This window comes from Methanolobus sp. WCC5, assembly GCF_045690325.1.
Lineage (GTDB): Archaea > Halobacteriota > Methanosarcinia > Methanosarcinales > Methanosarcinaceae > Methanolobus.
Map to the genome: position 1 here is coordinate 1127972 of NZ_CP146981.1, position 13105 is coordinate 1141076.

Sequence of the window (13105 nt, forward strand, 5' to 3'; positions counted from 1 at the left end):
TGGGAAAATAGTCTTTTTCTTATTATATCTTTTCATCGGTAAAGGTCAAAGATAACTGTAGAGTAAATTCATTGCTTCCTTTTCATTTTCGCCACCGCACTTTTCGACAATATCCCCGTATGCCTTGATAAGTTTGAGATATTTCCCATCATTTGTAAGCCTGTATCTTGTTGCATGGATACATGCTTCTATGATCCCGAAAAGACCACGGTTAGGGGCTCTTATCATGCACTTGTTTATATGGGTCCTTACAGGCACCAGTTCGGTAACCAGTGATTCAGAAGTCAGTTTTGTGTTAGTACATTCAAAGGCTACCCAGCACTGTGCCTTTTTCAGGCTGACAAAGGTCCTTGAGTTGAAATTTACGGTCTCAAATTCGGAATCGTTAAGGTCGCTAAAAGTTGCACTGACAATTATAATGGGGTCCCAGATAACATTGGCAACAAGGATCTTCTCGGAAAGCACATTATTGTAGGTTGTGGAGTCCTTGAAAATGCGCATGAACAATTTGTCCTTCCTGCGGATGATACCCATAGGAGCAGCATTCATTGCCCAGCCCCTGCTTGTCGTGACAATTGTTTCAGAGATACCTTCATAGATACCAAAATCATCAAGATTTAAATTCCTAAGCATTAGAATCTGACTCCTGCAAGTAATGAGATGAACAGGCCGGCAATTACTATATCTGCCGTGGAACCCGGATTGATCTTTCTTTCCAGAAGGTCGTTATCCAGTTTTCGTATCAGTGGTAATATACTAGTGAAGGCTTCATCTGTTTTATACATTTCTTCAAGTATCAGATTAGCTCTGTCCGATACATATGCGGCGGTCTTTGTATCGTGCTTTGTACTGATGAATGTATCTTCATCCTCAGACAATATCTTCAGGAATGCGTACACTGTGACATCGTTGATATCAGCTTTGATTTTGGGCGCATAGAAGCCATTCATACCATTGATAAGTATATCTGCACACAAAGAACATCTTTTAAAACCAGTTACCCACTCATTGGCTATGATATCGTACCCCCTGGCAATGTCCATGAGTTTGTAGAGGGTCATGTCCTTTTCATGTATCTGATCAATAGCGTCCCTGTCACGCAGGTCAAATTCATCGGCAGGGTTGACCCTGACACCGGCTGCTTCAAAACAGCTGTAGAAATCTACCGAATCAGTAGTGCTGCTGTTCCTGACTATCCTGTATGCACTTTCCACAAGTTGCCGGATGGTGAATGTATCATCTTCCTGAAGGAGCTCCCCTGCCGCCATTGCAAGGGGCATCATCAGTATGAAAGCCCCGAAATGTGTGTTTCCTCCTTTTTGCCACAGCACACTTTCAGTAACAGCTTTGCTTATGAAACTTCCCACACCGGTAGTATTTGATGACGCTTCCTCCACAACAGGAGAGACTGCAGCCGCAGAAGCCAGGAAATGCTCGTAACGTGTATCATCATAGTCACTTTGCCTGTGGACATTGCCTGGTTTTGGTGAGGCCGACACTTCAAGGCACATTGCAAGCTGTGCGCAGCGTGCAATATAGGATGAAAGGGGATAATTTCCCCTGCGGATAGTGTAAAGTGAATCGTTCATTATGATGCTTATTTATTCTTTATCTTGTGCTGGTCTGTTCTTTGCATTGTTCAAAATATAATCTGCGAGTTCCTTTTTAAGACGCATATACTCTGCATCCGAAACACCAAGGGTTTCCAGTACTCCGTCCCGCAGGAAACATGGCTTTGATATCTTGCAGCACCAAGCAAGGCTTCCAAAACATGTGCTGTCACCATATTCAAGCATATTGCCTCTGGCAAATTCCATTTTGATATCAGCAAATTCCTGTGCCGTATAGCCCAGTTTCTTTATATTCTGGTGCACCGGACATGGTTTTACAGGAAGGCAACAGAAAGCAAGCCCCCTCAGGTCACCTTCCCCTCTGCATACATGCTTGGGGGCATTGTACCAGCCCATATCATTCTGCAGTAAGGATATGCTGCGTACAAGATTGCTTATAAGTGCAGGATCACTGACAACTCCCCTGGCAACAGATACCATATCTGCACCCCTTGTAAACATATCTTTTGCAGCTTCGATATCAGTTACAGAATTGTTACATATCAAAAACATCCTTGTGGAATCGCGTATTTCCTTTATGAGCTTAAGGTCAGCTCCTGCACCTTCCTTCATTGCGTCCAGGTGAAGTATGTCCGCACCGGCAGCTTCTATACTCTTTACAAGTTCTATATCATCCACAACATTTGCACGCACCTTGACAGAAAGTATGACCCCGGTTTCCTTGGTTTTTCTAATCCATTCACAAAGTCCGCAAAGGTTGCTAAGAAGTGCCTGACCGGCACCGATGCCTGTCATCTCCTTCTGCCTGCAGTGAGCATCCAGTTCAAGAATGGCATCATTATTCTTTAGCAGCCTGGCAGCTTCAATTAATGGTTCCAGGGTTGTGCTCCTGACATTGACACATTTCACAGGGCCTTCGTTCAGTGCTTTTACTTCGCTTTCAATAAGATCTAAGGGTTCATCGGACACAAACTCTCCCCTGCCTCTTTCAACGATCGCCTTTGCAGCCTCCTGTGTTGCTGCATCAAGATTATATCCGCCAATTATTACAAGACCTGCATCTTTTGCTTTCTCGTTTGCAAAGCTACTGTTGGTCACCCCTCCCATGGGGGCAAGTGCAATTGGATTTCTGAAAGACAGATTTCCTGCCTTAATATCAAAAAGATCATGAGACACGTTTTTACCTCCGACAATTATAATATCAACATAACAATTACCGCATAGTTCAAATTATCGTCTTTTTACCACGTATGTTGCAGAATAATGGGTGGTTCTATTATTAATATAACGCTTTATCTGTGAGCAAGTACCTCAAAACCTAAATACTAACGATACAAACATTTAAAATAACCATGGATTGAATTCCCTGGAACAAAAAAGTGGAGGTTTTTTATGAATTGTATCGTTTGTGGCATAGAAAGTGAAACCAGATATTGTGATGAATGTGGTAAGGTAATGGACGAAGTGATAAGAACTATCGGGGAAAAGAGATGGAGTGCAATAGATGATTGTTCCTTCATTTACCCGATGGTACTCAGGGTTGCCAGGGGAGAGCTCAATGTCTATGATATAATCCAGGCACTGGAAGTCGAAGACTGATGAGAATATCATTGATGGGAATAGAATTGTAAAACATCGATTAATAAGGAGTTTGATCTCAGTAATTGTATGATCAACCAATTACTGGATCTTATCACTAAATGATAGAATCCATACTGATTACCTGAGACTTACGTTCCCGATCTATCAATAATAAAGCAACATACCCTCTTTTTTTTCAAGTCTTGCTTGCGAATCCGATAGAAAATATCTTATACTTAGAAATGGGTTACTAACTACCCATTGTAAAACTATATAAAATTGCATGGAAGAGGAAGAGTAATGACTATAGAAAACCCATTTGAAAATTCAAGAAAACAGTTAGCAAAATGTGCGGAAATCCTTGGACTGGATGAAGGTGTACATGAAATGCTCAGGCACCCGATGCGTGAACTTCGTGTCACGCTTCCTGTGCGTATGGATGACGGTACTATCAAGGTCTTTGAAGGATTCAGGATACAGTATAATGATGCCAGAGGTCCTACAAAAGGCGGCATCAGATTCCACCCTGAAGAGAACATTGACACGGTACGGGCACTGGCTGCCTGGATGACCTGGAAATGTGCTGTGGTAGATATCCCTCTGGGAGGAGGAAAGGGAGGAGTTATCTGTAACCCCAAGGAGATGTCCGATGGTGAACTTGAGCGTCTCAGCCGCAAGTATATAGCCGGTATCGCCCAGATAATCGGCCCCAGAAAGGATGTCCCGGCACCGGATGTGTATACCAACCCCAAGATAATGGCATGGATGGTTGATGAATTCTCAAAGATATCATCATTCAACCAGCCAGGTGTAGTTACCGGTAAACCGTTGACCATGGGCGGCTCTCTTGGAAGAGGAGATGCCACCGCAAGAGGCGGTATATACACTATCCGTGAAGCTGCAAAAGTACTTGGTATCGAGCTTAAGGATGCAAAAGTAGCCATACAGGGATACGGAAATGCCGGTTACTACGCAGCTAAACTTGCAACAGAGATCCTGGGATGTAAAATAGTTGCTGTCAGCGATAGCAGAGGCGGTGTGCTGAACATGGAAGGTATTGACCCGGAAGCTGCAAACCAGCATAAGGTAAAGACCGGTTCTGTACAAGGCCTTGCAAACACAACACCTGTAAGCAACGAAGATATCCTTGAGCTTAACGTAGACATACTCATTCCTGCAGCTCTTGAAAACGTTATCACCGAGAAGAACGCACTCAAGGTTAATGCAAAGATTGTAGCAGAACTTGCAAACGGCCCGACAACACCTGCAGCAGACGAGGTCCTCTTCCAGAGAGGGGTGCACGTAATTCCCGACTTCCTTTGTAATGCCGGTGGTGTGACGGTATCATACTTTGAAATGGTCCAGAACTTCTACATGTATTACTGGAGTGAGATACGGGTCCACACCCGCCTGGACAGGAAAATGACCGAGGCATACAAGGCAGTTTATGAGGCATCCCAGAAATACAACATTGATATGAGGACAGCTGCTTATGTTGTTGCCATTGAACGTGTTGTCGTTGCAATGAAAGACCGTGGATGGATCTGATCCCATCAGGCACCATCCTGCTTAGCATCAGGTAAGATCTATATGGTCTGGATCTACAGACCATATAGATCCACTCACTTCAGGTGGGATGGATGACCTGAATAAATGATCGTGATGGGATTATCATGAAAATTGCACTAATTGGTGGCACAGGTAGCATCGGAAAAGGTTTTGCTCTGAGGTGGGGCCAGAAACACCAAATAATAGTAGGTTCAAGGGGAGAGGAAAAAGCCCAGGCAAAGGCAGCAGAGTACACGGGTATACTGAAGGATTACGGTTACGATGCAAACATCACAGGCAGCGTCAACTCAAAGGCAGCCTCAGAAGCTGATATAGTACTTCTTGCAATCCGTTATGGACAGATAGCTTCTACCATCGAGCAGATAAAACCAGGGCTTGCAGGAAAAATTGTCATCTCTGTGGTCGTCCCCATGGAAAAGGATCGTTGCATCATTGTTCCTGACGGGGTGCCCCTTGAGATATCGACAAATTCAAGGGAAGATTACCAGGCGGATTACTTCTGTTATGTAACCCCACCTTCAGGAAGTGCTGCACAGGAAATATCCCCTATGTTACCGGAAGGGACTGAACTTGTATCTGCTTTCCACAATGTCCCTGCAGCCAAGCTTGCTAACCTTGACATAGAGCTTAATTACGATATAGGGGTATGTGGAAACAGCATGCACTCAAAGAACATCGTATTTGATCTTGTCAGGGATATTTGCGGAATGCGGCCTCTTGACATAGGTCCTCTGGAAGCATCTGCCATGGTCGAATCGATCACGCCCCTGCTTGTAAATGTGGCCATACGCAACCATATGAAAGATGTAGGCATAAAATTTGTAGATTGATAAATATTATATCTGTATAATATTTATCTGCCTTTCCTTTTTAGTGCCACTGTCCTTTGAGCTTATTGAGTTTCCATGTTCTTCCTATTGTTTTTTTCTCAAGGTAGCAGACAGCATTTTGTTCATGAAGGTTTGCTACAACAACTGCATTTGATCCTCCTGAAGCCTCATATACATTTATCACTTTGATCACGTCGCTGAAATGCTCATATTCCGGCATCATATCTGCAAGGACGTTCCTGGAATTCCTGAAAAATGCCTCATTGAAATCAGAACCTTTTGTGCTGGGGTACACCGGCATATAGATTATCCCTTCCTCTACTATATCCTGGAAAAAGTGGGTCCCATAGGAAACTTCCGGAGTATGGCCTGCTTTCTCACGCGCGATTTCAACCAGCAGTGAAGCATGGCCAATCTCACTGTAGGTAGTATTGACACCCAGTTCGATGTTACTACTGCCCCACCTCCCGGGTCCCATGAGTATGAAGGCAGAATCCATACCACCAATAATATCGTTGATACGTCCCAGAATACGACCAACTGATTTTTTCGTATCCAGGTCTGCCATTTCATAAGCCTCCGGATCAACATAAACAACATATTCTATATTTTCTACTGTGCCTTCATTAATGAGCATATTGGACCTGAATAAAACATTTTCTTTTTTAATGTTATCGGGTATGACAATCTCTCCTGTACTCCCGGGTGTTGTCATAGGCCTGCATTGTACAATATTGATCCTTACCTTTCCCTTTTGATCAACAGATGCCGTGAATTCGATATCAACCGGATGTTCGTATACCTGCTCTACGGTCTTGAGGATCTGTTCAAGGATATTAACGAATCTGGTGTTCTTAATCAAATTATTGAATGTAAGCACCATTGGTTGTGAGCAGTCTATGGTATTGGTGTAGGGGTCAGTAAGATAGCCGTCATTCATGACAGAAACGAACATCCTAAGCCCAGGATAATCGCATTCCCTGATAAGTTCCTGAAATGGTAAGGTTATAAGTTCTTTTTCTTCAAGGTCCAGGACATCAACATCCCACTGTGAATATTTCATCACTTTTAAGCCTGTTTCCGGCCGGAGTGTGGGATGGCTGACTGCAATCATCCGCGGATAATCCCTTCCTACACGATCTACAGCCCTGGTTCCCATTCCAAAGACAAGCCTTATTACACCTTTATCAGAATCTATTCGCTTTGTCCAGCGGAAAAGATTCTTTGAGAAAGAGACCCCTGCAAGTGCCGGGAAAAAGTATTTTTTGTAAGGAGTACCTGACACTCGCTGTACAAGTATTGCCATTTGCTCATCCTGATAATCAAGCCCCCTGGTCTTTCTGTAAGCAAGGGCATCCGGATTGAGAGCACTTGCATATACAAGTTTGACAGCATACATGAAAGCTTCAAGTCGCTCTTCAGGACTTCCCTGGTTAGCACAGAACTCACTCCTGTATTTGCCTGCAAAAGCATTACCATAATTGTCTTCCTGAAGACTGCTGGACCTTACTATAATAGGGGCCTGACCGAAGTAATCGATCATATCCCTGAACTGTTCGGTAATTTCCTCTGGAAACCTACCTTCCAGAAACTTTTTTTCTACTTCATCAAACTCTTCTTTTGTCATGCCGGAACTATCCGATAGTTTGATCTTGAGCAGAAAAAGACCATTGTTTATCATGAAAGTAAAAAAGACATCAGAACCAATATAGAATGAATCATGCGGGTCCATTATATCTGAAAATGCAGCTTTGTTCTCACTGCTCATAATAATACTGCGCGATAAAAGCATTCCTACCGCTTTTCCTCCGATGCGGCCTGATCCTATCATTCTGTCCCTGATACAGAGAAGGTCTTCCAGAGTCAGATATCTGTCAGAAAGACTGTTGAAACGCGGGTGATCACCTATGATCATCCTTGAGAATTCCTGCTTTAGCGCAATTATTTCAGGCTCGGGGATAGAGTCCATGATCCCCATGTCGTAATGGAATTTCAGTTTCCTGTATACCGTATCCCAGGGTGCCGTTCCGAGAGTACCGGCTTTAAGCACTTTCTTACGGTCGTTAGATGAGATAGTGGCCGCCTGTCCGCTGTCTAATATTGGCTCCCATTTTTGACCGGATACCAGATGTGGTAAAAACATGTTTTGCGAATACCGGTCGTAGACTTTCAGAGGATGGACGTATGTCATGTCATTAATGTGGTAGTAATCGATAAGTACCTGTGTTGTCTCCCTGATACCTGCAACAGTTGAATGACTGTGTTTTCCACGAGTAAGACAGAAATATCCGATGGTCTCAAGATCGAAAAGATAAGGACAGGTGGCTTTAAAGAAATTGGCTACCAGTTCATCGGTCGCCCACTCGACCATGAGTGAGGAGAGATTATCAAATACATAGTAAACTTTTATTCCATAAAATTCTATTATCCTGTGGACCTGACTGCTGAAAAAATCAAAACCACTGCCCGGATCTACTTTTACGATATCAAGCCCTTCCATGGTCTCAAGTATGGGTTCATGAGGAGCAAACCTTACGTAAACGCACGTGAAACCAGATTTAATGGCCTGCCTGATGAATCGGTTGGCAAAATACCTGTAATCTTCAAGATTCTCAACTTCCCATACGACATTATCCCCAAGGCGGAAATAATGGATTATTTCATCAAGCTGAAAAACTCCACTGGTCATTTTATCTTTGTCAGCATACTTGAGAATACTGTTTTCTGCCCCGGCCGCACTGCTCACTCTTTTTCCTCCTTCGATCGTAGTTGCATTTTAACCTTATGGGTTATAAATACAGCAGTATAATGGTCATATATACAAAAATGGCTCCGGGTGGAAGCCATTAAATCATGCATTTGACTAATCAGCTGTCAAGGATATCCTCAGCAATATCCCGGTATGCGTCCATTACATAAGCAATACCTGATATCTTTGCAGCTTCCTCGCTGAGTGCCATTACATCATTGCGTGAGATCGTAGACACATTGAATTTACGGGAACCTGCCATTAATTGTTGTAATCCTACCTTGATCCTCTCGGCGTATGAATAAATACCTACAGCCCCAAGAGGGATGCATTCCATATCTTTGCCATACCTGTCTTTGAGTTCTTCATAATGTACAAAGATCTCTTCCTTGGTATTCCCGAACTCTGAAACTGTCTTTGGAAGGTCTTTTTCCTCTAGCCACTTACCTATGTTCTTCCCCACCATACCAGGAATCATCAGGCCACGACCCATACATACAGCTTTGAAATAAGGAGCACCCATTGCAAGTGCTTTGTAGACTCCGTCCTCACTGGAAAAACCTCCGGCTATTGCCAGGTCAGGTACTCTCTTCCTGCGGTTTGAAAGCTTTTGGGCAAATTCATAGATCATTGCCTGCAAGTAGAAAGTCGGAACCCCCCATTCCTCCATCATAGGCCATGGACTCATTCCAGTCCCTCCTGGTGCCCCATCATATGTGAGCAGATCGATCCTGGCCTCAGAGCTATACTTTATGGCCATTGCAGTCTCTGCCATGGAATATGCTCCAGTCTTAAGTGTGATACGTTTGAAACCCAGATCCCTTAGCCTGTCACATTCTTCGCAGAAGCCTTCCTCCGTGACAAATCCAAGTCGTGAGTGACGTTCAAATTCCTTGATAGCACCTATTCTGAATGCTTCCTGCACGGAATGAAGCTCCGGGTCAGGAGTTACTATATACCCTCTTCTCTTTAATTCGATGGCACGACCAATATCGTCTACTTTGATCTCACCACCAATGCATTTTGCTCCCTGTCCCCATTTAAGCTCAATGGTCTCCATCTCATGTTTACCTGATAGATACTCTGCAACTCCCAGTTTTGTATCTTCCACATTCATCTGGACAAGCATTTCACCATAGCCATCATGGAACTTATTGTAAAGCTCTATTCTGCGGTCCATTTCCGGAGACTCTTTAACAAGGTTATCACTTCCGAGTTTCAATTCCGGGTCTACTCCACAAACATTCTCACCACATACGATGGTAATGCCTGAGATAGCCGCTCCGATAGCAAAGTGTTCCCAGTTATTTTTTGCAATATCGGTAGAACCGAGTGCACCTGTAAAAATGGGAACCTTCATTTTAACTTTCCGCCTCCAGCCGTACTCTGTTTCCGTGTTCACATTTGGGAATCTGGCTGTTTCCGGACCGGGGACTATTCCTTCAGGCATGCCCACTGCACCAACTGCATATCCCTGGATATTGAGATGTGAATAGTCTATAGGGTAATTCTTATCCCCACCCGCAGTAATCTCACCAAAAGGCCCCGGATATATTACTTCGCGGCCCCTGAATGTTGATTTGAATATCTCACAATTTCCCCGGCATCCATCTATACAACGTGTACAGATACCGGACATAGGTGTTACGCTCTTTGATCGATTGAAGGTCCTGGTGGCTTCATTTGCATTTGGTTGTCTAAGGTTGACCATATTTACACTTCCTCATTAAATATAGCAGTAGGATGTCGTTTAGCTAGTACATATATATATTCTTTTTTATTAGAAGATATTATGAGCAATCAAATCAAATCAAATCAAATCAAATCAAATCAAAGAGAAGTACTCAATTTAAAAATAGTACATTTACAGGTTTCTTTTAGATATCATTGGGAAAAAGGATACAAACCAATGATTATCGTATCAGATTGCTTTCCCAGTATATCATCAATTTATTTTATCAAGAAATAGATATGATTTATCAAAAAATTAATCAGTGCCTCTGACCTTATTAGATACATGTAGAGTATAGTTCCTGCAAAAATGCTCAGCAAAGCATTGTTCTTCCAGATATGGAGACCTGCAACGATAAGTATGCACAATATTTCCGGAATGCCGAAAGGTGCAAGATCCCACGCTACATCTTTTAGGCAATAGAACACAAGAAGAACCATTATCATAGGCGGAAAATCCCTCTCTATAACTTTCAGATATTCTGGCTGCCTTCTGTTAGTGAAGAACAGAAAGGGTAATGCTCTTGTAAAAGCAGTTATTAAAGCTGTCACAAGGACAACCAGCAACAGATCATCATTAAGCATCTTTTCGCCCCCTTTCATGTGATATCAATAGTAAGGTCCCTGCAATTATTGAAACAAGCAGCATGTTCCTGCTATCTGCGAATATCATAGCCAAGCCTCCTGCAGTAAGAGCTGCAAGAAAAGGAAAACTTGCCCTGGCAATACGGTACTGCTCAATGCTTAAGACCACAAAAAGTGCAGTCAGTGCAAATTCCAGTCCTGCCAGGTCCATATCCATGAACTGCCCGATCAAAGCACCCAGCAGGGAACCAGTGACCCAGTACAGATGATTAAGCCCGGTGACATATGCATATAACCTCGATGCAGATGTTTTTTCAGACACATTAATACCTGTTATCAATGCATATGTTTCATCTGTCAGGGCAAAGACCAGATAGGGTTTTATCTTTCCCGTTCCTGCAAACCTGTTGATAAGTGACAGACCGAAAAAGGAGTGGCGCAGATTTAAAAAAAGCATAGTCAGGACGATTTCTATCAGACCTGCACCGGCAACTGCCAGTGCAACAGCTACAAATTGTCCTGCACCGGAAAAAATAAACAAGCTCATAATCACCGAATATGTCCAGTGGAAACCGTAATGCGTAATAAGCAATCCAAATGCTATCCCGATTGGTATATATCCTAACATCACAGGAATGGTTCTTCTGAACGCTTCCATCAGAGAACTATTATTTTCCCCGTCTGGCCAGAGACTTTCCTGTTCATCTTCCATCCCATTAGGAAAAATCATTTTTGTATTTTAGTTTTTTTATTCTATCCGGACATGCATCAGGTTTGTCCCTCCACGTTTATATATCATGTTGCCAATCCTTGTTGCATGTTTCAGGACATATTTATTCCCTTTTTACTTGTAGGCCTTGCAGAGCTCGGTGACAAGACTCAACTTGCAGTACTTATCCTTTCTACCAAAACAAGAAAATATGCATCCCTCCTTGCCGGGGTGATGCTTGCATTTATCTTAACTGATGGTCTTGCAATCCTTTTTGGTAATTTCATAGCAGGCAGGATTCCTATGGATTATGTGCGTATAGGTGCAGGCATAATGTTCATTGTCTTTGGACTTGCTACCTTGTTGGGCAAAAAAGAGGAAGATGTTGATACCTCTTATGAGTTAAAGAATCCTTTTATGTCAGGTTTTGGACTTATACTCGTATCAGAGATGGGCGATAAGACTCAGCTTGCATCGGCTCTCTTTGCCACACAGTATGATCCGCTTCTTGTATTCATAGGTGTGATACTGGCATTGTTCCTTCTGTCCTGCATGACCGTGTATGTAGGAAAGATGATGATGGACAGGATCAATAAGAGAACTATATCGACTGCTGCAGGAATTCTGTTTCTTGTGATAGGTATTTCCTTCTTCTTTTGAAGAGGATATCCTTTTTCTTCTTATTCCATCCGGTAAATAAATTAATAAGGCAGTAATCTCAATTTAAAGCAGGGAGGTTTTATCATAGTACACATATTAAGATGCAGGGATCTTGGATTCAATGATGATTTCATCGTTATTGACAATGATGCAAAAAAAGCAAAGGAAAGAATGATAGAACATGTAAAAGGCAAACATAAGGAAGAATTCGAGGAACTGTCAGATTTCCATCAGGACGAGATCATCTCTAAAATAGACTTCCTGCTCAACCGTGGCTGCGGCTGTGGTGTACTGAAACTGTGATAAGCATATCACTTATTCTTACTGTTTTTATCACTTCTTGATCTGTAAAGGACATAAATTGCTGCAAACACAAGTGGCAAGCCAATGCCCATCAACAGTTTACCGTGTCCGTACTGGGTCTGATCCAGAGCGTTGAGCCCGAACAACTCAGACCCTGTTTCGGAAACAACTCCGGAGAACAGGAAGAGCAACATTATTGTCAGTAAAGTGATACCGATTACGAGGTACCTGTTGTATTTCATATCCTACCACTAAGGTGTTATTTAGTATGGGTAATAAATGTTGTGTTTTTGTCTTTAATAGTTTGGATAGTTTGCACATATTATTCAGAAAATAGATATGATATCACTTTTATTGCAGCAATGGAAATAATTTCCCTGGTTTTCCATCATAAGGTTTTTATCACTTGATATCCTGCCTATAACTGAGAGAGGAAGGACGGCCACCGGGTCATTTGACCTGAGGAAAGTCTCCCCACCTTCTAAACACACGAATGCCTGTAAAGGGCATCGGGCGAGAGCCCGGGCAGTTGCTTTGCAACTCATGCAGTTCTCTGCATGCTGGCACAGAAACGAGACCGCACCATGTTAATGCTGTGATGCCTGACGGCTGAGGTCGCATGGAATACGGATGGAACGGCGAATCCTCGTGGGTGCAAGTCAGGAGTAGGGGCTCAGTGGTTGTTTAGACCATTCCCGAAGTTTTGCGGACGCGTAGCCGAATGCCGTCAATGCAGCTCTTAAGGAGCGCATCATCCTGCCAGGCGGGATGAATGTATTGCATCAACAGAAGGGAGCTTACTCTCCTCACTCACTGA

The 13105-nt window shown here is 43.0% G+C and carries 13 protein-coding genes and 1 other RNA gene; 6 read left to right on the forward strand and 8 right to left on the reverse strand.

What is annotated here, in order from left to right:
* Nucleotides 1-45: 45 nt before the first annotated feature.
* From V7O64_RS05335 to V7O64_RS05345, 3 genes are read right to left on the reverse strand one after another with little or no spacing between them, the layout of a single operon-like run.
* Nucleotides 46-633 carry a DUF447 domain-containing protein gene (locus V7O64_RS05335; protein WP_407356986.1) on the reverse strand — a complete coding sequence of 196 codons (588 nt, stop codon included), beginning with the start codon at nucleotides 631-633 and terminating at the stop codon, nucleotides 46-48.
* Entirely contained in the window at nucleotides 633-1589 is a 957-nt protein-coding gene (locus V7O64_RS05340; protein WP_407356987.1) for a triphosphoribosyl-dephospho-CoA synthase, read from the reverse strand. Before V7O64_RS05340 ends, V7O64_RS05335 begins: the two co-directional genes overlap by 1 nt.
* 12 nt (nucleotides 1590-1601) lie before the next feature.
* Nucleotides 1602-2747 (reverse strand): methanogenesis marker 9 domain-containing protein, encoded by a 1146-nt coding sequence (locus V7O64_RS05345; RefSeq protein ID WP_407356988.1) that lies wholly within the window; start codon nucleotides 2745-2747, stop codon nucleotides 1602-1604.
* Nucleotides 2748-2963: 216 nt separating this feature from the next.
* Here V7O64_RS05345 and V7O64_RS05350 point away from each other — a divergent pair, with 216 nt between their 5' ends.
* From V7O64_RS05350 to npdG, 3 genes are all read left to right on the forward strand, one after another.
* Entirely contained in the window at nucleotides 2964-3170 is a 207-nt protein-coding gene (locus tag V7O64_RS05350) for a hypothetical protein (protein WP_407356989.1), read from the forward strand.
* 282 nt (nucleotides 3171-3452) lie between these two features.
* The gene (locus V7O64_RS05355; RefSeq protein ID WP_407356990.1) at nucleotides 3453-4700 is read left to right on the forward strand and encodes a Glu/Leu/Phe/Val family dehydrogenase; all 1248 of its coding nucleotides are present in this window, start codon (nucleotides 3453-3455) and stop codon (nucleotides 4698-4700) included.
* A gap of 125 nt (nucleotides 4701-4825) precedes the next feature.
* Complete coding sequence (npdG, locus tag V7O64_RS05360) at nucleotides 4826-5551, forward strand: NADPH-dependent F420 reductase (RefSeq protein ID WP_407356991.1); 726 nt, start codon at nucleotides 4826-4828, stop codon at nucleotides 5549-5551.
* 40 nt (nucleotides 5552-5591) lie between these two features.
* Here the strand turns inward: npdG and V7O64_RS05365 are convergent, their stop codons facing one another.
* The 4 genes from V7O64_RS05365 to V7O64_RS05380 all read right to left on the reverse strand — a co-directional run bounded on the left by V7O64_RS05365 (nucleotide 5592) and on the right by V7O64_RS05380 (nucleotide 11328).
* A complete protein-coding gene (locus V7O64_RS05365; RefSeq protein ID WP_407356992.1) occupies nucleotides 5592-8297 on the reverse strand; it encodes a PEP/pyruvate-binding domain-containing protein in 2706 nt (901 codons plus the stop codon).
* A gap of 121 nt (nucleotides 8298-8418) precedes the next feature.
* Complete coding sequence (locus V7O64_RS05370) at nucleotides 8419-10011, reverse strand: FMN-binding glutamate synthase family protein (protein WP_407356993.1); 1593 nt, start codon at nucleotides 10009-10011, stop codon at nucleotides 8419-8421.
* A gap of 239 nt (nucleotides 10012-10250) precedes the next feature.
* Entirely contained in the window at nucleotides 10251-10616 is a 366-nt protein-coding gene (locus tag V7O64_RS05375) for a branched-chain amino acid transporter permease (RefSeq protein WP_407356994.1), read from the reverse strand.
* Nucleotides 10609-11328: an AzlC family ABC transporter permease gene (locus V7O64_RS05380; protein WP_407356995.1), complete on the reverse strand. Its 720-nt coding sequence runs from the start codon at nucleotides 11326-11328 to the stop codon at nucleotides 10609-10611. Before V7O64_RS05380 ends, V7O64_RS05375 begins: the two co-directional genes overlap by 8 nt.
* A 105-nt stretch (nucleotides 11329-11433) precedes the next feature.
* On the opposite strand from V7O64_RS05380, the gene V7O64_RS05385 reads away from it, so the two are divergent.
* Together V7O64_RS05385 and V7O64_RS05390 are read left to right on the forward strand one after the other, a co-directional pair.
* On the forward strand, nucleotides 11434-11985 hold the full coding sequence (locus V7O64_RS05385) for a TMEM165/GDT1 family protein (protein WP_407356996.1): 552 nt from the start codon (nucleotides 11434-11436) through the stop codon (nucleotides 11983-11985).
* A gap of 171 nt (nucleotides 11986-12156) precedes the next feature.
* Nucleotides 12157-12288: a hypothetical protein gene (locus V7O64_RS05390; protein WP_407356997.1), complete on the forward strand. Its 132-nt coding sequence runs from the start codon at nucleotides 12157-12159 to the stop codon at nucleotides 12286-12288.
* Between the two features lie 8 nt (nucleotides 12289-12296).
* On the opposite strand, the gene V7O64_RS05395 is transcribed toward V7O64_RS05390, so the two are convergent.
* Complete coding sequence (locus V7O64_RS05395) at nucleotides 12297-12530, reverse strand: hypothetical protein (protein WP_407356998.1); 234 nt, start codon at nucleotides 12528-12530, stop codon at nucleotides 12297-12299.
* Nucleotides 12531-12714: 184 nt separating this feature from the next.
* On the opposite strand from V7O64_RS05395, the gene rnpB reads away from it, so the two are divergent.
* An RNA gene (rnpB, locus tag V7O64_RS05400) (RNase P RNA component) lies at nucleotides 12715-13100 on the forward strand.
* The last annotated feature ends 5 nt before the right edge of the window (nucleotides 13101-13105 follow it).